The organism is Mesorhizobium sp. (assembly GCF_004963255.1).
Lineage (GTDB): Bacteria > Pseudomonadota > Alphaproteobacteria > Rhizobiales > Rhizobiaceae > Mesorhizobium.
Genome location: NZ_SUGA01000006.1, coordinates 135,393 through 157,826 on the forward strand (window position 1 = coordinate 135,393; position 22,434 = coordinate 157,826).

Here is a 22,434-nt window from a genome sequence, read left to right on the forward strand (position 1 = left end):
AGGCGAGTTGAGGGGACGTTATGCGAAAAACCCCGGAACGAGGATGAACCGCGGACGTTGTGCTGGCCCCTTGGGCGATTTGGTCGCGGCGCCTGGATCGGCCGTCGCCCATTGCGCAAGCGCCGGCGGAACAATAGATGGTGCGAGGCATCCATGGATGTTGCGCTGCACCCGCGATGGTGCGGCAGGGGCAACCCTGCGGGGCGTCGACGGAATGACGCCTTAATGGACTGCTCGAACAAACAGGAAAAATTGTATGACCAACCAGCTCGACGCAGCGAAATTGACCGATCGCGTGACGACGCTCGTCGAGGCCGCCAGGCGCGCCGGCGCCGATGCGGCCGACGCGGTGGCGGTGCGCGGCCGCTCTGCCGGCGTGTCGGTGCGGCTGGGCAAGGTCGAGGGCACCGAATCGTCGGAGAGCGAGGATGTGTCGCTGCGCGTCTTCATCGGCCAGCGCGTGGCGAGCGTCTCGGCGACCGCCGCTTCCGATCCGAAATCGCTTGCCGAGCGCGCCGTCGCCATGGCCAAAGTCTCGCCCGAGGATCCGTTCCAGGGCCTCGCCGATCCCGCGCTGCTTGCCCGCAATTTGCGCGATCTCGACCTTTTCGATCCGACCGAGGTTCCGGCCGACCATTTGAAGGAGGCAGCCCTTGCCGCCGAAGCGGCCGCATTGGCCGTCAAGGGCGTCACCAATTCCTCGGGCAGCAGCGCGAGCGCCGGCCTGGGCGGACTCGTGCTTGCCACCTCGCATGGCTTTGTCGGCCAGTATGTCGCCTCGCGCTTCTCGCGTTCGACCAGCGTCATTGCCGGGGAGGGCACGGCGATGGAGCGCGACTATGAATTCTCCTCGCGCCAGCATTTCGCCGACCTCGACGCGCCGGAAGAGATCGGCCGCAAGGCCGGCGAACGCGCCGTGCGCCGCCTCGGCGCCCGTAAGGCGGCGACCGGCCCCGTCGATGTGGTGTTCGATCCGCGCGTCGCGCGCGGCATTGCCGGCCATCTCGCCGGCGCCATCAACGGCGCGGCGGTCGCCCGCAAGACCAGCTTCCTGCGCGACATGATGGGCAAGCAAGTGGCTTCGGCCGCGATCACCGTTACCGACGAGCCTTTGCGCCGGCGGGGTCAGGCCTCGCGCCCGTTCGACGGCGAAGGCGTCGAGGGCGGGAAGCTGCTGATGGTCGAGAAGGGCATCTTGAACCACTGGTTCCTGTCGACCTCGGCCGCGCGCGAGCTCGGCCTCGTCACAAATGGACGCGGCTCGCGCAGCGGCTCGTCGGTCTCGCCATCCTCGACCAATCTCGCCATCGAGCCCGGCGAGCATTCGCCGGACGACTTGATCGCGTCGCTGAAGCGCGGCTTTTACGTCACTGAGGTGTTCGGCCAGGGCGTCGATATGGTGACCGGAGAATACAGCCGCGGCGCCTCCGGCTACTGGATCGAGAACGGCGCGCTGGCCTATCCGGTGGCCGAGGTGACGATCGCCTCCAACCTGAAGGCCATGTTCCTCAACATGGTGCCGGCAAGCGACCTCGACCGCAATTTCGGAACGGCTGCCCCGACGCTCCTGATCGAAGGGATGACCCTTGCCGGCGCTTGACCAACTGACATCGAGCGAGGCTGGCGACGACCTTGCCTTGCTGCGCGAAGCCGCCCGCGAAGCCGGCGCCATCGCCATGGACTATTTCGGCAACAACCCGCAGGTTTGGATGAAGGGCGGCACCTCGCCGGTGAGCGAGGCCGACCATGCGGCGGACGCCTATCTTCGCGAGACCTTGCTCAAGGCGCGTCCGGATTACGGCTGGCTGTCGGAAGAGACCGCCGATGACCATGCCAGGCTGTCGGCCCGCCGCACCTTCGTCGTCGACCCGATCGATGGCACGCGCGGCTTTCTCGACGGCCTGCATTCCTGGTGCGTCAGCGTCGCCGTGGTCGAGGACGGCCGCTCGCTGGCCGGCGTGCTCGAATGCCCGGCCAAGCATGAGACCTACTGGGCGCTGCCGGGCGAGGGCGCCTATCTCAACGACAAGCGCATCCATGTGCGTCCGCTGGGTGAGAGCGTCGATATCGGCGGACCCAAGCCGCTGGTCGACCTGATGCCGGAAGCCTGGCACGACAGGCTGCGGCGGGCCGCCTACATCCCCTCGCTTGCTTATAGGCTGGCGATGATCGCCGCCGGCAAGCTCGATGCCACCTTCGTCAAGCCGAATGCGCATGACTGGGACATCGCCGCCGCCGATCTTATCCTCGCCGAGGCTGGCGGCGCACTGCTTGATCGCGCCGGCAAGCCGCCGCGCTATGCCGGCGAGGTGATCAATCACGGCGCGCTTGCCGCCGGCAGCGGTGAACTGCTCGGCGTGCTCGGCAGGGTTATCGCGGAGATTGACCAAGGGTGAGTCGGCCCGCAGTTCCAAAATCGTCTGCTTTGGGCTAAACGTTTCACAAAATTCATGAATCTACGAAGGATCGGCATGGCCGTGGAAGACGGAAAGAAACAGCTTTTGCACCTGGTTTTCGGTGGAGAGCTGAAAAAGCTGGGTGGAACCGAGTTTCGTGACCTGGACGCGCTCGACATCGTCGGAATCTACCCCGACTATCAATCTGCGCACACTGCGTGGAAGGCGAAGGCGCAGGCCAGTGTCGACAATGCCCATATGCGTTATTTCGTTGTTCATCTGCACCGTCTGCTCGATCCAGAAACAAAGGTCGGCGGTTGACGTCGATGGAGCATGAGGCGGTGAAAGGGGCGACCAGGCGGCGCGCTGCCAGACGCGGCGGAACGCGTACGCTGTGGCGGCGCATCCGCGAGCCGTTGGCGCAGTCGGGGTTCGTCAAGAATTTCATCGCCAGCCTGTTCGCCTGGTTCCTGCGGCTGATTCGCCTCACCAGCCCGCTTGTCGAGGGCTCGACGAAGGTTGCCGGCGGCGCTTACGCGCATCTTGAGCCCGGCATCATCGCACTCTGGCACGGCCAGCAACTCCTGACCCCTGCCTATTACCCCAAGGGCCGGCCGCTGGTCGCCATGGTCTCGCGCAGCGCCGACGCCGAGCTCCAGGCACTGATGCTCGAGAAATTCGGCATCGAGGCAGTGCGCGGTTCCGGCGGCCGCGACAGTTCGAAACACCTCGACAAGGGCGGCGCCAAGGCCTTGATCGCGCTCAAGAAATCGCTTGTCATCGGCAAGAACGTCGCCATGATCGCCGATATCCCGCACGGCAAGCCGCGCGACGCCGGGCTTGGCATTGTCCTTCTGGCAAGGCTTTCCGGCCGGCCGATCCTGCCTTCGGCTATCGCCACCAGTCGCCGCAAGGTGTTGGAAAAGAGCTGGGATAAGACCACCATCAACCTGCCTTTCGGGCGCTCCGCGGTTATCGTGGGCCCCCCAGTCTTCGTGCCGGCCGATGCCGATGATGCCGAGATGGAGCGCAAGCGCCAGGAGGTCACCGCCTCCCTCAACGCCGCGACGGCCGAGGCCTATCGCCTCGTGGATGGCGGCAAATGAGCGAGCGCTGGGCGCGTGCCGCTCTGACCGCCTACCGCTATGCGGGGGCGGCCGCCTATCCGCTAATTGGTCCTTATGTCGCCTGGCGCGCCTCGCGCGGCAAGGAGGATCGCGCCCGGCGCCGCGAGCGCTACGGCGTCGCCGGCCGGCCCCGGCCGGAAGGGCCGGTGATCTGGATCCATGCGGCAAGCGTCGGCGAGACGATCGCGGTGGTGCCGCTGGTCGAGAGCATCCTCGACTACGGCGTCAACGTCGTCCTGACCACCGGCACCGTGACTTCGGCCAAGGTCGCCGACGAGCGCCTCGGCAGCCGCATCATCCACCAATATGTGCCGCTCGATCTCAAGCCCGCGGTAAGCCGTTTCCTCGATCACTGGCGGCCGGAACTGGCGATCATCGCCGAATCGGAAATCTGGCCGATGACCATCCTGGAACTCGGCGCCCGCAACGTGCCGCAGGTTCTGGTCAACGGCCGGCTGTCGGACCGCTCCTTCACCTCGTGGAAGAAGCGCGCAAGCGTTGCCGAGGCGCTGTTCGAGAATCTCGCCCATGTCATTGCCCAATCGGATGCCGACGGCGAGCGGTTCCGCGCGCTCGGCGCCCGGCCGGTCACGGTTTCCGGCAACCTCAAGGTAGACACCAACCCGCCGCCGGTTGACGAACGGGCCCTGGCTACCCTGCAGCGCCAGATCGGCGATCGCCCCACCTGGGCGGCGATCTCGACCCATGACGGCGAAGAGGCCGTGGCCGCCGAGGTCCACGCCAGCCTGCACAGGCGCCATCATGGGCTTTTGACCATCATCGTGCCGCGTCATCCCGACCGCGCCGACGCGCTTGCCGCGCAGATTTCCGGCATGGGCCTGAAGGTGGCAAGGCGCAGCAAGGGTGACCGCATCTCGCCCGACACCGATATCCTTCTGGGCGACACGATCGGCGAAATGGGGCTTTACCTGAGGCTGACCGAGATCGCTTTCGTCGGCCGTTCGCTGACCTCGGAAGGCGGCCAGAACCCGCTCGAGCCGGCGATGCTCGAAACCGCGGTGCTTGCCGGCCGCAACGTCCAGAATTTCCGCGAGGCCTATCAGCGCCTGCTCGACAGCGGCGGCGCCAAGCTTGTGCGCGACCGCGACATGCTGACCGGCGCGGTCAATTTCCTTCTGACCAACGAAGTGGCGCGCCACGAAATGATCGCGGCGGGTGCCGCCACGGTCGACGAGATGCGCGGCGCGCTTGCCCGCACGCTGAAATCTCTGGAGCCCTATATCCAGCCGCTGGTCGTCAAGGCGCGCCTGAAAGGCGCCAACGGGCGCTAAAGCATGATCCCAAAAATCGGACCCGATTTTTGGAGAAGGTCATGCGCAAAATCAAATTGCGCGGAAGCCGCGCGATGACCAGCGAGGCGCCGCCCTTCTGGTGGGAAAAGCCGGACTGGCGGGTGCTCGCTTTGTCGCCGGTGTCGGCTGCTTACGGCATGGTTGCCGGCCGCCGCATGCGGCATGCCCCGCGCGAGAAGGTCGACGCGCCGGTGCTGTGCGTGGGCAATCTGACCGTCGGCGGCAGCGGCAAGACCCCGGTCGCCATTGCCCTGGCCAAACAAGCCAGGCGCATGCAGCTCACGCCCGGCTTCCTGTCGCGCGGCCATGGCGGTTCGTTCGCCAAGCCGCATGTCGTCGATGCGCATCACGACGCCGCCAAGCATGTCGGCGACGAGCCGCTGCTTCTGGCCGAACATGCGCCGGTGGCGGTGACGGCGAACCGCGCCGCGGGCGCAAAACTGCTCATCGAGGGACATGGCTGCGATTTCCTGATCATGGATGACGGCTTCCAGTCGGCGCGCATCCATATCGACTATGCGCTGGTCGTGGTCGACGCCCGCTTCGGCGTCGGCAACGGCCGCGTCATTCCGGGTGGACCGCTCCGCGCCAAGATCGTCGACCAGCTGGTCTTCACCAGCGGCTTGCTGAAGATGGGCGAGGGCGCCGCCGCCGACGGCGTCGTGCGCCAGGCGGCGCGTGCCGGCCGGCCGATCTTCCTGGCCCATGTCGAGCCGGCGGATCCGTCACGCTTCGCCGGCGGCCGGTTCCTGGCCTTCGCCGGCATCGGCCATCCGGAGAAATTCTTCGACACGGTGCGCGGCGCGGGCGGCGAAGTCGCGCTTTCGCGCGCCTTTCCGGACCATCATTTCTACGCCCAGGATGAGCTTGCCGACCTTCTGGCGCTCGCCCGGCAGGAGGGGCTGCGCCTGGTCACCACGGCGAAGGACGCCGCGCGGCTGCGCCACGGCGAGGTTCCCGCCGGTTTCCTCGATCAACTGGACGTGCTCGATATCGAGGCCGTGTTCGAGCTCGATCACGTGCCCGAACGCATCATCGGCGAGACGCTCGATGCCTGGCGCCAGCGCAAGATGCGGGGTTGAGTTTTGCGCCGCGCCTGGTCGATCCGGTTCCCTGCCGTCAGTTGATGAGCCCACGGAAATAGCGAACCGTCTCGCCAAGCCCGTCTTCGAGGGCAACACGAGGCGACCAGTCCAGCGCCGAACGCGCCAGGCCTATATCGGGCTGGCGCTGTTGGGGGTCGTCTTGCGGGAGTGGCTTGAACTCGATCTTCGACTTGCCGCCGACGATGCCCAGCACCAGCTCGGCCAGCTCGAGGATCGTGACTTCCGTCGGGTTTCCGATGTTGACGGGCCCGACGAAATCGTCGGGCGTCGCCATCATCCGGGCCATCCCATCCACCAGGTCGTCGACATAGCAGAAACTGCGGGTGTGGCTTCCGTCGCCGTAGATGGTTATGGGGTCGTTGCGCAATGCCTGGACGATGAAATTGCTGACCACGCGCCCATCCGAAGGGTGCATGCGAGGTCCAAATGTATTGAAGATGCGCACCACCTTGATCGGCAGTTGCGACCGGCGCCGATAGTCGAAGAACAGCGCTTCGGCGCATCTTTTGCCTTCATCGTAGCAACTGCGCGGACCAATCGGGTTGACATGGCCCCAATAGGCCTCGGTCTGGGGATGGACTTGCGGATCGCCATAGACCTCGGACGTCGACGCCTGAAGGATTCTGGCGCCCGAAGCGCATGCAAGATCGAGCATGTTGATGGCGCCATAGACGCAGGCTTTTGTCGTCTCGATCGGAATGCGCTGATAGTGAACAGGCGAGGCCGGGCAAGCGAGATTGAAGATCTCATCAGCCTCGACCTGAAGCGGCAGGGTGACGTCGTGCCTCAGCAAGCTGAACCGCGCATTGTTTGACAGGTGACGGATGTTCTCATCCGAACCAGTCGAGAAATTGTCGAGACATATTACTTCATGGTCTCTTGCCAGCAACAGGTCGCATAGATGCGAACCAATAAAGCCGGCGCCGCCGGTCACCAGAGCCCTCACAGCAAATCCCCCATACCCACGACATTGTCTATAGCCGCAGAGTCACGAACCTGTCACGTGCGTTGGAAGAAGGGTTTTTCGTCGCGACAATCGATTGTTGCCGCACTCGCCCAGGAACCTGCATGGCCTGGCCTCCCGGGCGAATGGCGCCGGCCGTGAAGCCGCCACAGGCCAAGCTGCAGGTTGCCTCAGCGCTGACGCTGCATCGCCTCGAGGATGGTCTCGTCGCGCTCGACATTGAGCTTGCTTTCGAAGTCGAAATGCCAATCCCTGTCGCGCGGCGTGGAAGTCGAGGCGTCGCCGCGCCGGATCTTCTGGTCGAGGTCGGCGAGCGATCGCGACCAATAGTGATTGATCCTCAATATATCGAGCTTGGGAGGCATGCCGGGCACGATGGTCCGTCGATCAGAGTCCACCCCTTCACCGGACAGGAATTTCGACTGATGGACGCCAGGCCTGTAGACCATGCGAGGGTTGAGGATAGTCTTGACCGTCGTGATGTCCGGCCCGGCTCGCAATCGTAAAGGCCTCGACCAGTGGACTTTCCGGCCGCTCGACATGGCCGGAAGAGCCATAGAACGCCTGCCAGACGCAAACGCCTGGAAGGTCGCGATAGTCCCCGAGAACCGAGGGCACGTCACGTCCGTCGGGCGCGAAAAGAAACTCATCGATGTCGAAGAATCCGATCCACAATGCTTCACGCCAGCGCCTGCGGATGCAGTCCCTATAAGCCGACAGCTGTCCCACCGGCCGCGGCCAGTCGACCAGCGTAACCAGCCCTTGCTGGATGAACGGGTCCAATACGGCTTTGAAGTCGTCGGTCGAGAAGTTGTTGTAGAGATAGAAATGCTCAAATCCCACACCCTGGTGGAACCTGATCCATTCGGCCAGAAACGGCGCTTCTTCACGGAAGATGGCGCAGGCCGCCAGCTTGAACCGTGGGGCTTTCGATACCGCCCGATCGCGCATTCTCGCACGCATGATAAGCGGCATGCGAAGAAAGGTCTTGAGAGACTTCTTGAAGTTTTTCAATTCGGTAGCCTAGGCGCAATCGAGGTGACCGTCACGGCGTCGTGGGCTCGCAGGCCTATACCCGTTTGCGCAGTTCCGGGTGCATCTCGATCTCGCGGGCAAGCGAGACGGCCGCGTTCACATAGGGCTCCTGCCGGGCGACGCTCCAATATTTGAGCTCGTCGAGCGGAATGTTCTCGCCCGTCACCGCGCAGCGCACGAACGAGCCCGGACTGGTGACCTGGAAGTCGCCGTCGAGATAGCGGATCCGGGCTTCCCTGCCGCCCGGGCCTTCGAAACGGTTCATCATGAAAGGACGCTTGCGTTCATCTAGGTTTCAATCGCCACAAATCGCAAGCAACGTCAAGCTTGACGCAATGCTCATCCGGTATGGCTGAGCGTCAAAATAGTTTCCGGAAGCCGGCATGGACATCACCTCGACCCGCTTGAACGCGCTGATCGGTGAGGCGCTCACCCCGCAGCCGGTGCCGTCGCCCAAGGCTGATCCGGCGGTGGCGGCTTTGATCAAGACGCTGGTCCAGCCGCCGGCGCCTTCGACGGGTCAGGCGGCGCAAATCGCGGCCCAGTCGCTGCAAAGCGCGCAGCCGCGCCCTGCCGCCCAGGCATCGCCGCGCCTGTCATCCTCAGAGGTCGAGGATGCTTACCGCGCCGTAATGGAGCCCGATGCCGTCACCGACGCCTCGCCGGCAAGACCCTCGACGGGCAGGGCGGCGACGGATGCCGATCAGGCTCCGCGCGGCTTCGCCTCACCGCAGGCAGCGGTTGCAGACAATGTGTCCAGGCCCGCGGTTGCGCCGGCATTGTCCACATTTTCGCCGGCCGTCGCTTCCACCGCGGTGCTGGTAGCAGCCAACGCCAACGCGCCGCAGCCTCGCGGCGCCGCGATCCGCCCGGCTGGTCACGCGCCGCGATCGGAATCCGCGCCGATATCCCTTTGGACGATCTCGATTGTCACGGCCATCGTCTCGGCGGTGACGGCAACAATCATGGTTCTGCTGCTTCGCTAGACATCGTCCTGAAGGAAAGCTTCGAGCTTTTCCCGAGCAAGCCCCGCCTGTTCGGCAATGCGCCGGGCAAGATCTGCCGCCGCGGCGCGCGGCCGGCCGACTGGGCGGTCCATCCAATAGGACACCGGATTGAGCGCGACGCGCTCGTCGACGGCAACGATACGGCCCGATTGCAGCTGGTCCGCGGTCAGCGGCGGCCGCGCCAGCGCGATGCCCAGCCCATGCGCCGCGGCGTCCAGCACCAGATTGTAATCCTCGAAACGCCGGTCCTGCGGACGGGGGCGATAATCGATGTCTTGCGCGGCGAGCCATGCGCGCCATCCGGACGCATCGGAATCGTTGATCAGCGGGTACTTCAGCAGCCGCGCAGGGTCGCCCAGCCCGATCTCCTTGGCGAGCTCCGGCGAGGCGATGGGGAAAATCTGCTCCTCGAAAAGCTGCACCGAGACGCGGCCAGGGATGCGGCCGCGCCCGCAGCGCACCGACAGGTCGATGCCCTCGTCGGCAAGGTCGGCCTGGCGGTTGTCGACATCGAGCACGATGCGCAGCCTGGTCGGATGGTTTTCCAATGCGGCCATGCGCGGCATCAGCCATAGTCCGCTCACCGAGGGGATCGAGGCCAGCCGCACCACGGCCGTGCCGCGCGGCTCGACCCAGCGGTCGGAATTAACCGAAATCAGCGCGAAGGCCTCCGTGGTGCGAAGATGCAGGCGATTGCCCTCGATGGTCAGCGTCACGCCGCGCGCATTTCGCTCGAAGACTTTCAAGCCGAGCCAGTCCTCGAGCTTGGCGATCTGGCGACTCACCGCGCCATGTGTGAGGTTGAGTTTTTCGGCCGCGGCGGAAAAACTCCCCGTGCGTGCAGCGGCATCGAAGGCGCGCAAGGTTTCCAACGGCAGTATCTGGTCCGAGCTGTGATCCATGCTCACAGCTGACCCTCGATTTGCTCGTTTGTCAATTGGCCGGCAATGGCGTTTTCTGGGTCCATGGCACAAAAAGACGAGGTTACGGCAATGAGCGCTTACACCGGCACGTTGAATGAGACACAGCGCGTGGATAGCACCGCGGCCATCGCGGTGGCGCTCACGGTGCTTGGCTGGGCCTCGGCTTTCCCGGCGATCCGCGCCGGCCTGACCGCCTTCCAGCCGCTGGAGCTCGGAGCGCTGCGCTTTGCCATCGCGGCGGTTCCGGCCGCCATCTTCCTGGCCGTGAAGCGCCCGGCGCTGCCCAGGATCGACGAGATTTGGCGCTTTGCCTTCGGCGGCGCCATCTTCGTCGCGCTCTACACCGCCATGCTCAATTTCGGCGAGCTCACCGTCTCGGCGGGCGCGGCCGGCTTCATCATCAATGTCAGCCCGATCTTCACGGCGATCATGGCGATGGCGCTGCTCGGCGAGCGATTCTCGGGCATCGCCTGGCTGGGCACGGTGATCTCCTTCGCTGGCATCGGCATCATCGCGATGGCCGACGGGCACGGCCTGCATTTCAATACCGGCGCGCTGCTGGTGCTGGGCTCGGCGCTCTGCTCAGCCGTCAACACCATCGTGCAGAAGCCGCTCTTCGCCCGCCATCATCCGCTGACGATATCCGCTTCCAACATGGTGCTCGGCGCGCTCTGCCTGTCGCCATTCCTGCCGGAAGCGTTTTCGCAGGCGGCGGTCGCCGACACTGCCGGCCTTGGCGCCGTCATCTATCTCGGCATCGTGCCCTCGTTGATCGCCTATGCCGCCTGGGCGACCGCGCTGTCGCGCCTGCCTGCCGCCCGCGCCTCGAACTTCCTCTACCTTGTCTCGCCGACCTCCGCGCTGATCGGCTTCTTCTGGCTGGGCGAAGTGCCGAGCCTGCTCGGCATCCTCGGCGGAGCGCTGGCGCTGGGTGGCGTGATCGTGGTGAATTTGAAGCGGTAGACCAGTGGGTTGAAGTCGTTTCCTGATTCAAGAAAAGAGCCGCTTCGAGCGGCTCTTTTCTTGCCCCCCACCCCGCTGCTTCGCAGCGACCCTCCCCACATGGGGGAGGGTAAAGGCGCGGCGCCCTACCTCCCCTTGTGGGGAGGTCGGGGCGAAGGTCCGGGCGGGGGTCTGCGCCCTATGCGGTTTCTCACCGCCGTCCGAACAGCCTTTCGATATCGGCGAGCTTGAGCTCGATATAGGTCGGGCGACCATGGTTGCAGGTGCCGGAGCCGGGCGTAGCCTCCATCTGGCGCAGCAGCGCGTTCATCTCCTCGGCCTTGAGCAGCCGGCCCGAGCGGACGGAACCATGGCAGGCCATGGTCGCGGCGATCTTGTCCAGCCGCTCCTTCAACGTCTCGACGGTGTCGTTGTCGGCGATCTCGTCGGCAAGGTCGCGCACCAGCTGCTGCACATTGGTTTCGCCGAGCATCGACGGCGTCTCGCGCACCGCCACCGCGCCGGGGCCGAAGCGCTCCAGGCCGAGGCCGAATTTGGCCAGCGTCTCGGAGTGCATCGCCAGCCGCTCGGCGTCTTCTTCCGGCAGGTCGACGATCTCGGGCAAAAGCAGCATCTGCGACGGCACCGCGCGCGAATGCAACGCGTTCTTCAACGCCTCATAGACCAGCCGCTCATGCGCGGCATGCTGGTCGACAATGACGAGCGAATCCCTGGTCTGGGCTACGATGTAGTTCTCATGCACCTGCGCGCGCGCCGCGCCCAGCACCATGCCGAGCAGTGCCTCGGCCGGCTCGGCCATGCCGGCGCGGGCGTCGGCGCTGGCGAGCGGGCCGGTGTCGAAGGCCGCCTGGTCGTTCTCGGCAAAGCCATTGCGTTGGTGCCTCGCCCCGCCATAGCCCATCTCGCCATAGCCCATGTCGAGCGGCCGCTGCGGTGAGCGCAACGAGTCAAAGCCTCCGGGACCGGAGGCGTGATATGCGGCCTCGTAGCTGCGATGGCCGCCGGTCGGGCCGGGATGCGAATAGGGCGCCACGCCAGGCCTGAAAGCCGCCATCATGCCGACGGCGCCTGTCGTCGCGGCGCGGATGCCGGCGCCGGTCAGCGCCTCGCGGATGGCGCCGACGATCAGCCCGCGCACCAGTCCCGGATCGCGGAACCGCACATCGGCCTTGGCCGGATGCACATTGACGTCGACCGTCGAGGGATCGAGCGACAGGAAAAGCACCGTTACTGCATGCCGGTCGCGCGGCAGAACGTCGGCGAAGGCGCCGCGGATCGCGCCGGCGATCAGCTTGTCGCGCACCGGCCGTCCGTTGACATAGGCATATTGCTGCAGCGCATTGGCGCGCGTGTAGGACGGGATCGAGACATGGCCGGCCAGATGCACGCCGTCGCGCATGGCATCGATGGCAATCGCATTGTCCGGAAAATCCTTGCCCATCACCTGCGCGACACGCGCCAGCCGGCCTTCCGGCGTGTCGTCCGTCGCCGGCAACTCCAAGGTGGTTCGGTCCGAGCCGGCCAGCGTGAAGCGGACGGCCGGAAAGGCGATGGCGATCCGCTTCACCACGTCGCTGGTGGCCGAGCTCTCGGCGCGCTCGCCCTTCATGAATTTCAGGCGTGCCGGCGTGGCGAAGAAGAGGTCGCGCACCTCGACCGTGGTGCCGCGGTTCGCCGCCGCCGGCTTCACCGGTAAGACGCGCCCGCCGTCGATGCCGATCTCGGCCGCGCTGTCGCCGGACGCCGTGCGCGAGCGGATCGACAGTCGCGCCACCGAACCGATCGAGGGCAGCGCCTCGCCGCGGAAACCCAGCGAACGGATGTCGTGGATGTCGTTGGAAAGCTTCGAGGTGCAGTGGCGGGCAATGGCCAGCGCGAGTTCCTGTTCGGGGATACCCGAGCCGTCATCGGTGACGCGGATCAGGTTCAGCCCGCCGCCGGCGGTGACGATCTCCACGCGCGACGCGCCGGCGTCGAGCGCATTCTCGACCAGCTCCTTCACCACGCTCGCCGGACGCTCGATGACCTCGCCGGCGGCGATCTGGTTGATCATCGTTTCGGAAAGCTGGCGGATGGGCATGCGGCGATTATAGGCGGATTCGAACGGCGCGGGGGAGGGGTCAATTCACGCCTGCGCCACCAGCCAGTCTCTGACCTTGCGCGCATTGTCGCTGAGGTCGCGGTTCTTCGGCCAGATAACATGGAAGCCGATGCCCGTGCGCATCACATGGTCGGTCACCGGCACCAGCAGCCCTGAGGCAACCAACCGCTCGACCAGATGGCGCCATCCGAGCGAGATGCCTTGCCCTTCCATCACCGCCTGGATCACCAGCGCATAATCGTTGATGCGCAAGCCGCGCTCGGCATTGCGCAGGCTGGTTCCGGCGGATGCGAACCACTCGTCCCAGGTCGGCGCCTCGCGATAGGGTTCTTCCAGATGGATCAGCCGGTGCGTGGCCAGTTCCTCCACCGTCCTCGGCTTGCCGAACCTGGCGAGATAGCTGGGGCCGGCGACCGGGAAGATTTCTTCGTCGGACAGCGACAGCGAGTGATAGTCCGGCCAGTCGCGCGGCACCCCGCCGCGCACGCCGAGCGGAATGCCTTCGGCGATGATGTCGAGGTCGCGATCGGCGGTCTGGATGCGCAGGTCGACGCCTGGCAATTCGTCGCGGAACTGCTGCAGGCGCGGCATCATCCAGAAGGAGCCGAAGGCGGTCGAGGCGGCCAAGGTCACATGACCGCCGGTCGCCTGCAGGCGAAGGTCCTCCGCGGATTTGCGGATATGCGAGAGGCCCAGCGAGACATCGGCATGGAAACGTTCGCCGGCTTCCGTCAGCAGCACCTGGCGGTGGCGCCGCTGGAAGAGCTTGGCGCCAAGTTGCTCCTCCAGCCCGCGCACCGCGTAGGAGACGGCCGCCTGCGTCATGCCAAGCTCGCGCCCGGCGGCGGTGAAGCTCGACAGCCGGCCCGCGGCCTCGAAGACGATGAGGCTGCCGGCGGAGGGCAGGAGCTGGCGTAGGTTTCGCATAAGTGCAGCTTATACAAGAGATCAGGATTTTCCAGCATCACATCCATATTTCCTCTCGCTAACTTGGTCGGGCGGGAAGAAGGAGCCTCCATGAACGCACCGGCCGTTGAATTGACCGAACAGACCCACCGCCGCGGCGGCGGCCGGCTCGGCCGCAAGGCGCTGAGAAGCGCGCCGATTGCGTCCTTTCCGACCCTTGTGCGCAAGATCCCCGCCTACGAGATCGTGCCCGACGAGGCGGTGGAGCTGATCCATGAGGAATCGCTGAAGATTCTCGAGGAGGTGGGCTGCGAATTCCGCGACGACGGCGCGATCGAGCTCTGGAAGGCGGCCGGCGCCGATGTCAGGCAAACGCGTGTCCGCATCGACCGCGCGCTGTTGATGGAGCTGGTCTCGAAGGTTCCGCCAGAGTTCACACTGCACGCGCGCAACCCGGAGCGTACGGTGCGCGTCGGCGGCAAGAACTCGATCTTCGTGCCGATGTATGGCGCGCCCTATGTCCGCGACCTCGACAACAAGCGCCGCTACGGCACGCTGGCCGACCTCAACAATTTCCACAAGATGGCCTACATGGCGCCGGCGCTGCATTCCTCGAGCTCGGTCATCTGCGAGCCGATGGAAATCGCGGTGCCGAAGCGGCACCTTCACATCATTCATTCGGCGCTGAAACATTCCGACAAGCCCTTCATGGGCATCGTCACGTCCAAGGAGCGCGCCGAGGACACGATGGCGATGGCTGGCATCGTCTTCGGCGAGGAGTTCGTGCGCGACAACCCGGTGCTGGTTTCGATCACCAACTGCAATTCGCCGCTGGTGTGGGATGCCACCATGATCGACGCCATGCGGGTTTATGCGAGCCACAACCAGCCGCTGATCCTGGCGCCCTTCGCGCTGTGCGGCGCTTCGACCTCGGCCTCCGCCGTCGGCGCGGTGGCGCAGGTCAACGCGGAGGCGCTTGCCGGCGTGGCGCTGACCCAGCTCATCCGGCCCGGCTCGCCGCAACTCTACGGTCAGTTCATGGTGACCGTCGACATGAAGACCGGCGCGCCGATGGGCGGCACCCCGGAGGCTGCCCAGATGATGTATCTGATGGGAGCGCTGGCCAGGAAGTACAAGCTGCCCTGGCGCACCTCCGGCTTCCATGTCGGCTCGAAGCTTAACGACGCCCAGGCGGGTTACGAGGCGAACATGCTGATGCATGCCGCGATCCTTTCGGGCGCCAACTACATCTGGCATTCCGCCGGCTGGCTGGAAGCGGGCCTGACCTGCGGCTATTCGAAATTCGCCACCGACTGCGAGCAGCTCGTCGGCTGGTACAAATATGCCGGCGGTGTGTCCTTCGACGATTTCAAGGACGCGATGGCGGCCATCCGCGAGGTCGGCCCGCAAGGGCATTTCCTCGGCACGCAGCATACGCTCGAGCATTTCGAGAGCGCCTTCTTCATGCCCAACATCATGGACTTCAATTCTTTCGAGCAATGGAGCGCCGAAGGCGCCAAGGACCACGACACGCGCGGCCGCGAAAAGGCGCGCGCCATGCTGGCCGACTACCAGGAGCCGAAGCTCGACGAGGGCATTGCCGAAGGTCTCAGGGACTTGATCGCGCGGCGCGAGGAAAAGCTGCCCGACAGCGTTAGTTGATGGAAGGCAGCGTCGGAGCATGATCCCGAAAAGTGGGAACCGGTTTTCGGAAAAGATCATGCTCCAACAAAGAGTTAAGCCAACCGGGCGAAGATCCGAAGAAATCAATGGGAGAACGAGAATGACACTTTTCAGAAGCAATGGTGACCGGGTCCCGGCCGCTATCGAAGCGATGGCCGAGGAGGCGCGCGCGGGCCGCGTCGATCGGCGCGAATTCCTGGCGCTGGCCAGCGCCTTCGGCGCATCGACGGCTTTCGCCTATGGCATGCTCGGCCTTGCCGCGCCGACCAAAGCGCTGGCCGACGAGCCGAAGAAGGGCGGCACGCTGCATGTCGCCATGTCGGTCAAGGCGCAGAAGGATCCGCGCACTTATGACTGGACGGAGATGGCGAACGTCACCCGCTGTTGGCTGGAGCCGCTGGTGCGCTACACCCACCAGTTCACCTTCGAGCCGGTGCTGCTCGAAAGCTGGGACGTCAATGACGACGCCACCGAATACACGCTGCATCTGCGCAAGGGCGTTACCTGGAACAATGGCGATGCCTTCAACGCCGACGACGTGGTCGCCAATCTGAACCGCTGGTGCGACAAGGCGGCTTCCGGCAACTCCATGGCCGCCCGTGTCGGCGCGCTGATCGACACCAAGACCGGCAAGGCCAAGGATGGCGCGATCACGAAGGTCGACGACCACACGGTCAAGCTGAAGCTCGTCGAAGCCGACATCGCAATCATTCCTGGCCTCACCGACTATCCGGCGCTGGTCGTGCATCGCGACTTCGACAAGGACGGCGCCGATCCGATCAAGAAGCCGATCGGCACCGGAGCGTTCGAGCTGGTCTCCTACGATGTCGGCCAGAAGGCGGTCGTCAAGCGCCGCGAGAACGGCAAATGGTGGGGTGGCGAGGCGCCGCTCGATGGCGTCGAGTTCATCGACTACGGCACCGACTTCAATGCCACGCTCAATGCCTTCGATTCCGGCGAGGTCGACCTCGATTTCGAAACGCCGGCCGACTACATCGACCCGCTGGACAAGATGGGCCTGGTGAAGTCGGAGGTCGCGACCGCGACCACGCTGGTTGCCCGCACCAACGTCACCCACAAGCCCTATGACGACAAGCGGGTGCGCAACGCGCTGCAGATGGCGGTCGACAACAATCAGGTCATGCAGCTCGGCTATAATGGCCGCGGCACGGTCGGTGAGAACCACCACGTCGCGCCGATCCATCCGGAATACTACCCGCTGCCCAAGAAGGAACGCGACGCCGCTGGCGCCAAGAAGCTGATGGCGGAAGCCGGCCAGGCCGACTTCGAGCACGAGCTGATCACCGTCGAGGACGAATGGCAGAAGAACACCGGCGACGCCATCGCCGGCCAGCTGCGCGATGCCGGCATCAAGGTGAAGCGCACCGTGCTGCCCGGCTCGACCTTCTGGAACGACTGGACGAAATATCCCTATTCCATGACCATCTGGTACATGCGCCCGCTGGGCGTTCAGGTGCTGGCGCTGGGTTACCGCACCGGCGAGGCCTGGAACGAGACGGCCTACTCCAATCCGGAGTTCGACGCCAAGCTCAAGGAGGCGCTGTCGCAGATCGACGTCGCCAAGCGCAAGGAGGTGATGAAGGACGTCGAGGCGATTCTGCAGGACTCCGGCGTCATCATCCAGCCCTTCTGGCAGAAGCTCTACTGTCACATGAACAAGAAGGTGAAGAACTATTCGATGCATCAGACCTATGAGATGGACTTCCAGAACGTCTGGCTGGATGCCTGAGCGCGCCCGGGCTTCATGAGCCGCAAAGACTTCGTGAGCCGCAAAAAAGGCGATATGCAGGATGCGTGGTGGCAAGCGTGCCGCCACGCGCCGAACCCCGGAGATCCTGCATGAAGCCGATAGTGCTTGCCGCTGTCTTCTCGATTGCCTTGCCCGGCGCCGTGCTCGCCGGGCCGGCCTCCAGCGCCGTGAAGTTCTTCTACGTGCCTGAAGTGAAGTTCGAGGGAGACGCCAAATACCGCGACCGTTTCACCGAGCCGGTCACCAAGCTGTTCGAGGCCAACGACAAGGCGCAGAAGGAGAAGCCCGACGAGGTGTCCTGCCTCGACTTCGATCCAGGCCTCGACGCGCAGGACTTCGACCAGAAGACCCTATCGAAGACGCTGAAGCTCACCGAGGCCGTCAATGGCGACACCGCCGAGGTGACGGCAAACTTCAATCTTTTCCCGGAAGGCGATGACTCCAAACGCGAAATGGTGTGGTCGCTGAAGAAAGTGGACGGCAAGTGGAAGATCGCCGACATCAGTTCCAAGACCAGCGACTGGAAGCTCAGCGCGCTGGGATGCGGCGCCTCGACGGAGTGACGCCGTGCCTCGCCGTCTCGTCCTCGCGCTGTCGAGCTTGTCGATGCTGGCCGCGGGGCTGAGCGGCGGCGCCTCTGCGCAGGGGCTGTTCGGCGCGCCGCCGCCGAAAGCCTCATCCGGCGACAATGCCTCGCCGCCTGCGATCGATACGTCGCCGCCTGCGGCCGCTGCGCCGGACAGCAAGCCGGCCGAACCGGCGCCGGTCGCCCCCGTTTTGCCCGGGTCGCCGACCGCGGTGGTGAAGCCCTTCTACGAGCATCCCGGACTGGAACTGGATCCGGCCCAGCGCAGGAACTTCACCGATCCGGCGAAAACCGTGCTCGACAAGAGCGACGCGCTGCGCGCTTCGGGGCAGGGCGAGTGTCTCGACCCCAACATGGCGCTCGACAATGCCGACTATGACAAGCTCGCCATCGACAAGAGCCTGCGCACCATTCAGGCCATCAATGGCGACCAGGCCAAGGTAGTCGTCGCCTTCGTCGTCGAAGGCCACCAGCACCGCCTGGAATGGAAGCTGAAGAAGGTCGGCGGCGCCTGGAAAGTCTCCGATCTTCTGTCGGTGACCGGCGAATGGGCGCTGAGTCAGTATCAGTGCGAGTGAAAGTGACCAAAGCTCTGCGTCGGCGATCCTTCGCGCCCCCCTCTGGCCTGCCGGCCATCTCCCCCACTTGGGGGGAAATCAGAGGTCACGCCGGCTTTCGCGAATCTCCAACGTTGCAAGATAAGCGGGACGCCGAGGCTGCCAATCTCCCCCCTTGTGGGGGAGATGTCCGGCAGGACAGAGGGGGGCGCTGTCCCGCCAGCGTTTCGCAACAAATTTCAACCTCTGCCGCGATAGGGCGCAACGCCGGTGTCGGGCAGCCATGCGTCCTTGGGCGGCGCGCCGGTCTGCCAGAAGACATCGATCGGGATGCCGCCGCGCGGGAACCAGTAGCCTCCGACGCGCAGCCAGAGCGGCTTCGTGGCCTCGACGATGCGGCGGCCGATCATCACCGTGCATTCCTCATGGAAGGCGCCGTGGTTGCGGAACGAAGTCATGAACAGCTTCAGCGACTTCGATTCCACCAGCGTCCGGTCGGGTGCGTAGTCGATGACGATGTGGGCGAAATCGGGCTGGCCGGTGACGGGGCACAGCGAGGTGAATTCGGGGCAGGTGAAGCGCACGATCGCCGGCGGACCGTCGCCGCGCTGGAACGGCACGGTCTCCAGGACCGCCTGTTCGGGGCTCTGTGGCGTCTCGACGTGCTTGCCGAGCTGGGTGAGGTTCTTGGCGTCTGTCATGGGCGGCTCCTCGCTGCCGTCCAAGGTCCGGGCGGCAGGCAAAACAAGCGGAAATTGCGCCGCAACCTTTCGGACGCGGCGGGTTTGGGCCGCTCAATAGCATCGGACCGAAAAGTGCGCAGCGGTTTTCGGACGAATCCGATGCGAGAAATGGAAGCGGGAGCGGCGCGACGCTCCCGTGCAATGTGAAACGACAGGAAGACGATGACCAGCAACGACCCGCTTCTCCAACCCTACCAGCTCAAGCACCTGACGCTGAAGAACCGGGTGATGTCGACCAGCCATGAGCCGGCCTATTCCGAGGACGGCATGCCGAAGGAGCGCTACCGGCTCTACCATGCCGAGAAGGCCAGGGGCGGCATGGCGCTGACCATGACGGCGGGCTCGGCGATCGTCTCGCGCGATAGCCCGGCCGCCTTCGGCAATCTGCATGTCTATGACGACCGCATCGTGCCCTGGCTCACCGAGCTTGCCGATGCCTGCCATGAGCATGACTGCAAGGTGATGATCCAGATCACCCATCTCGGCCGCCGCACCGGCTGGAACAAGGCCGACTGGCTGCCGGTGCTGTCGGCTTCGCCGGTGCGCGAGCCGGCGCATCGCGCCTTTCCCAAGACCATCGAGGAGTGGGACATCGAGCGCATCGTCGCCGACTATGCTTCGGCCGCGCAGCGCTGCCAGGCGGCCGGCCTCGACGGCATCGAGTTCGAGTCCTATGGGCATCTGATGGATGGCTTCTGGTCGCCTTTGACCAATTATCGCGACGACGAGTTCGGCGGCTCGCTCGACAATAGGTTGCGCTTCACCGACATGGTGCTCGACGCGGTCCGCGCCGCCGTGGGCGAGAAATTCGTCGTCGGTATTCGCATGGTTGCCGACGAAGATCTCGACAACGGCATCTCAAAGGAAGTCGGTGTCGAGATTGCCAAGCGGCTCGCCAATTCCGGCAAGGTGGACTTCCTCAACATCATCCGCGGCACGATCGAGACGGACGCGTCGCTGACCAAGGTCATCCCGGTGACCGGCATGCGGTCCTCGCCGCATCTCGACTTCGCCGGCGAGGTGAGGGCGGCGACCAAGTTCCCGACCTTTCACGCCGCGCGCATCTCCGACGTCGCCACGGCGCGCCACGCCATCGCCACCGGCAAGCTCGACATGGTCGGCATGACGCGTGCCCATATCGCCGATCCGCATATCGTCAAGAAGGTGATGGAGGGTCGCGAGCACGAGATCCGGCCTTGCGTTGGCGCAACCTATTGCCTCGACCGCATTTACGAAGGCGGCGAGGCGCTTTGCGTCCACAACGCCGCGACCGGCCGCGAGGCGACCATTCCGCACATCATCGCCAAGAGCGAAGGACCGAAGAAGAAAGTCGTGGTGGTGGGCGCGGGCGCCGGTGGCCTGGAAGCCGCCCGCGTCGCGGCCGAACGCGGCCATCAGGTGACGGTGCTCGAAGCCTCAAGCCAGGCCGGCGGGCAGGTGAGGCTGGCGACCCAGAATCCGCGCCGCAAGGAGCTGATCGGCATCATCGACTGGCGGCTGGCCGAGCTCGACCGCCTCGGTGTCGAGATCCGCTACGACACCTGGGCGGAGAAGGACGATGTGCTGGCGCTGGCGCCGGACGTGGTGATCGTGGCGACCGGCGGCATGCCGCAGAACCCGCCGCTGACGGAAGGCGACAATCTCGTCACCTCGAGCTGGGATATCATGGCCGGCAGCGTCAAACCGGCCGAGAATGTCCTGCTTTACGATGACAATGGCGGCCATCAGGGCATGGGCGCGGCCGAACTCATTGCCAACAGCGGTTCGAAGCTGGAGCTGGTCTCGCCGGAACGCTTCTTCGCGCCGGAAATGGGCGGCATGAACCACGTGCCCTATATGCGCGCCTTCCACGAGAAAGGCGTCACCGTCACCATCAACACCCGCCTGCGTTCGGTGCGGCGCGAGGGCAACCAGCTCATCGCCGAGCTGGCTTCGGATTTTGCCGACGGCTGGCGCGGCGAACGGCGCGTCGACCAGGTGGTGGTCGAGCATGGCACAGCGCCACTCGACGACCTCTACCTTGCGCTCAAACCGCTGTCGAAGAATGGCGGCGCGGTCGATTATGAGCGGCTGGTGAACGGCGGCGACATCTTCCCATCGCGCAATGCCGACGGCGGCTTCGTGCTGTTCCGTATCGGCGACGCGGTCGCCTCGCGCAACATCCACGCCGCCATCTATGACGGCATCCGGTTCGGCATCAGGATCTGACTGACAGGCCGCGGCGCGAAATCGCGGCGGCAGGAAAAGCGCCATACGGGCTTGCGGCATCGGTCGCGGGTAGCGCGCTCCCCGCAGTTGGCTGTTCACAGCGGCTGCCAAAGTCATTGTATATGCTTGTATGTATAACCAAATCGGTTAGTCTAGCGGGCGAGGGCAGGCCGGCGAGGCCAAGGAGGATCGACATGCGCAATGCTTCCCTCTTCGACCTGTCGGGCAGGAAGGCGCTCGTCACCGGCGCCAGCCGCGGCATTGGGCGCGGCATTGCCGAGGCGCTGAGCGCTGCCGGCGCCGCTGTCGCCGTCACGGCGCGCAGCCTTGCTTCGCTGCAGGAGACGACGGCGGCGATCCGGGCCGCCGGCGGGGTCGCGCATGCCATTGCCCTGAATGTCACCGACGTCGCTCGCTGCCGCGCCGCGACCGCCGAGGCAGCCAGCCTGCTTGGCGGTCTCGACATCCTGGTCAACAATGCCGGCATGGAGGAGGTCAGGCCTTCGCTCGATGTCGATGAAGCGCTCTGGGACCGGATCGTCGACACCAATCTCAAGGGCGCCTTCTTCTGCGCCCAGGCCGCCGCCCGCCACATGCGCGATGCCGGGCGCCCGGGCGCCATCATCAATATGTGCTCGCTGACCTCCGAGGTCGGCATACCCACGGCCGTGCCCTACGGTTCGTCGAAGTCGGGCCTGCTCGGCATGACGCGGGCGCTGTCGGCGGAATGGGCGGGTCTCGGGATCAGGGTCAACGCCATTGCGCCCGGCTATTTCAGGACGGCGATGACCGAGGTGTTCTACGCCGACGAGGGGTGGCAGCAATCGATGCTCGCCAAGATACCGCAGCACCGCTTCGGCGACCTTTCGGATCTGCACGGCATTGCGGTCTTCCTGGCCTCGGACGCCTCGGCCTACATCACCGGGCAGTGCTTTCCGGTGGACGGTGGCTTTCTTGCCTCGATCTGATCGGTTTGCCGTGGCCGGTCCGCCCGGAGGATGCAGAAAAATACTGGCGAGCATTATACATACATGTATATACTTTT

At 65.0% G+C, this 22,434-nt stretch carries 22 protein-coding genes; 14 read left to right on the plus strand and 8 right to left on the minus strand.

Annotated elements, in window-relative coordinates; genetic code table 11:
- Window positions 1-256: 256 nt before the first annotated feature.
- From E5X34_RS09785 to lpxK, 6 genes are all read left to right on the plus strand, one after another.
- On the plus strand, window positions 257-1,600 hold the full coding sequence (locus tag E5X34_RS09785) for a TldD/PmbA family protein (RefSeq protein WP_292563479.1): 1,344 nt from the start codon (window positions 257-259) through the stop codon (window positions 1,598-1,600).
- Window positions 1,587-2,396 carry a 3'(2'),5'-bisphosphate nucleotidase CysQ gene (locus E5X34_RS09790; protein ID WP_292563482.1) on the plus strand — a complete coding sequence of 270 codons (810 nt, stop codon included), beginning with the start codon at window positions 1,587-1,589 and terminating at the stop codon, window positions 2,394-2,396. Before E5X34_RS09785 ends, E5X34_RS09790 begins: the two co-directional genes overlap by 14 nt.
- 75 nt (window positions 2,397-2,471) lie before the next feature.
- On the plus strand, window positions 2,472-2,717 hold the full coding sequence (locus E5X34_RS09795; RefSeq protein ID WP_042646392.1) for a DUF4170 domain-containing protein: 246 nt from the start codon (window positions 2,472-2,474) through the stop codon (window positions 2,715-2,717).
- 5 nt (window positions 2,718-2,722) lie between these two features.
- Window positions 2,723-3,502, plus strand: coding sequence for a lysophospholipid acyltransferase family protein (locus E5X34_RS09800; RefSeq protein ID WP_292563485.1), 780 nt, complete (start codon window positions 2,723-2,725; stop codon window positions 3,500-3,502).
- On the plus strand, window positions 3,499-4,815 hold the full coding sequence (gene waaA / locus E5X34_RS09805; protein WP_292563488.1) for a lipid IV(A) 3-deoxy-D-manno-octulosonic acid transferase: 1,317 nt from the start codon (window positions 3,499-3,501) through the stop codon (window positions 4,813-4,815). Before E5X34_RS09800 ends, waaA begins: the two co-directional genes overlap by 4 nt.
- Window positions 4,816-4,889: 74 nt before the next feature.
- A complete protein-coding gene (gene lpxK / locus E5X34_RS09810; protein ID WP_042646391.1) occupies window positions 4,890-5,918 on the plus strand; it encodes a tetraacyldisaccharide 4'-kinase in 1,029 nt (342 codons plus the stop codon).
- 37 nt (window positions 5,919-5,955) lie between these two features.
- On the opposite strand, the gene E5X34_RS09815 is transcribed toward lpxK, so the two are convergent.
- The 4 genes from E5X34_RS09815 to E5X34_RS09830 all read right to left on the minus strand — a co-directional run bounded on the left by E5X34_RS09815 (window position 5,956) and on the right by E5X34_RS09830 (window position 8,209).
- Window positions 5,956-6,876: a UDP-glucuronic acid decarboxylase family protein gene (locus E5X34_RS09815; RefSeq protein ID WP_292563491.1), complete on the minus strand. Its 921-nt coding sequence runs from the start codon at window positions 6,874-6,876 to the stop codon at window positions 5,956-5,958.
- Between the two features lie 200 nt (window positions 6,877-7,076).
- Window positions 7,077-7,304 (minus strand): hypothetical protein, encoded by a 228-nt coding sequence (locus E5X34_RS09820; RefSeq protein ID WP_292563494.1) that lies wholly within the window; start codon window positions 7,302-7,304, stop codon window positions 7,077-7,079.
- 4 nt (window positions 7,305-7,308) lie between these two features.
- Complete coding sequence (locus tag E5X34_RS09825; RefSeq protein ID WP_292563497.1) at window positions 7,309-7,920, minus strand: glycosyltransferase family 92 protein; 612 nt, start codon at window positions 7,918-7,920, stop codon at window positions 7,309-7,311.
- 55 nt (window positions 7,921-7,975) lie between these two features.
- Window positions 7,976-8,209, minus strand: a complete 234-nt coding sequence (locus E5X34_RS09830; protein ID WP_292563500.1) for a DUF2093 domain-containing protein — start codon at window positions 8,207-8,209, stop codon at window positions 7,976-7,978.
- A 115-nt stretch (window positions 8,210-8,324) separates the two neighbouring features.
- On the opposite strand from E5X34_RS09830, the gene E5X34_RS09835 reads away from it, so the two are divergent.
- Window positions 8,325-8,927, plus strand: coding sequence for a hypothetical protein (locus tag E5X34_RS09835; protein ID WP_292563503.1), 603 nt, complete (start codon window positions 8,325-8,327; stop codon window positions 8,925-8,927).
- On the opposite strand, the gene E5X34_RS09840 is transcribed toward E5X34_RS09835, so the two are convergent.
- Window positions 8,924-9,850, minus strand: coding sequence for a LysR substrate-binding domain-containing protein (locus E5X34_RS09840; RefSeq protein WP_292563505.1), 927 nt, complete (start codon window positions 9,848-9,850; stop codon window positions 8,924-8,926). The two genes, E5X34_RS09835 and E5X34_RS09840, sit on opposite strands and share 4 nt — an antisense overlap.
- Before the next feature lie 90 nt (window positions 9,851-9,940).
- Between E5X34_RS09840 and E5X34_RS09845 the strand changes: the two genes are divergently transcribed.
- Window positions 9,941-10,834: a DMT family transporter gene (locus E5X34_RS09845; protein ID WP_292563508.1), complete on the plus strand. Its 894-nt coding sequence runs from the start codon at window positions 9,941-9,943 to the stop codon at window positions 10,832-10,834.
- Window positions 10,835-11,024: 190 nt separating this feature from the next.
- Here the strand turns inward: E5X34_RS09845 and mutL are convergent, their stop codons facing one another.
- A complete protein-coding gene (mutL, locus tag E5X34_RS09850; RefSeq protein ID WP_292563510.1) occupies window positions 11,025-12,914 on the minus strand; it encodes a DNA mismatch repair endonuclease MutL in 1,890 nt (629 codons plus the stop codon).
- Between the two features lie 45 nt (window positions 12,915-12,959).
- Entirely contained in the window at window positions 12,960-13,862 is a 903-nt protein-coding gene (locus tag E5X34_RS09855; protein WP_127250636.1) for a LysR substrate-binding domain-containing protein, read from the minus strand.
- 90 nt (window positions 13,863-13,952) lie between these two features.
- Between E5X34_RS09855 and E5X34_RS09860 the strand changes: the two genes are divergently transcribed.
- From E5X34_RS09860 to E5X34_RS09875, 4 genes are all read left to right on the plus strand, one after another.
- Window positions 13,953-15,503 (plus strand): trimethylamine methyltransferase family protein, encoded by a 1,551-nt coding sequence (locus E5X34_RS09860; protein ID WP_292563513.1) that lies wholly within the window; start codon window positions 13,953-13,955, stop codon window positions 15,501-15,503.
- Between the two features lie 121 nt (window positions 15,504-15,624).
- Window positions 15,625-17,274, plus strand: coding sequence for an ABC transporter substrate-binding protein (locus E5X34_RS09865; RefSeq protein WP_292563516.1), 1,650 nt, complete (start codon window positions 15,625-15,627; stop codon window positions 17,272-17,274).
- A 110-nt stretch (window positions 17,275-17,384) separates the two neighbouring features.
- Complete coding sequence (locus tag E5X34_RS09870; protein WP_292563518.1) at window positions 17,385-17,858, plus strand: DUF3828 domain-containing protein; 474 nt, start codon at window positions 17,385-17,387, stop codon at window positions 17,856-17,858.
- 4 nt (window positions 17,859-17,862) lie between these two features.
- Window positions 17,863-18,459 (plus strand): hypothetical protein, encoded by a 597-nt coding sequence (locus E5X34_RS09875; protein WP_292563520.1) that lies wholly within the window; start codon window positions 17,863-17,865, stop codon window positions 18,457-18,459.
- A gap of 218 nt (window positions 18,460-18,677) precedes the next feature.
- On the opposite strand, the gene queF is transcribed toward E5X34_RS09875, so the two are convergent.
- A complete protein-coding gene (gene queF, locus E5X34_RS09880) occupies window positions 18,678-19,139 on the minus strand; it encodes a preQ(1) synthase (protein WP_126083116.1) in 462 nt (153 codons plus the stop codon).
- A gap of 204 nt (window positions 19,140-19,343) precedes the next feature.
- On the opposite strand from queF, the gene E5X34_RS09885 reads away from it, so the two are divergent.
- Window positions 19,344-21,389, plus strand: coding sequence for an NADH:flavin oxidoreductase (locus E5X34_RS09885; protein ID WP_292563523.1), 2,046 nt, complete (start codon window positions 19,344-19,346; stop codon window positions 21,387-21,389).
- A gap of 194 nt (window positions 21,390-21,583) precedes the next feature.
- On the plus strand, window positions 21,584-22,357 hold the full coding sequence (locus E5X34_RS09890; protein ID WP_292563526.1) for a glucose 1-dehydrogenase: 774 nt from the start codon (window positions 21,584-21,586) through the stop codon (window positions 22,355-22,357).
- Window positions 22,358-22,434: the final 77 nt, after the last annotated feature.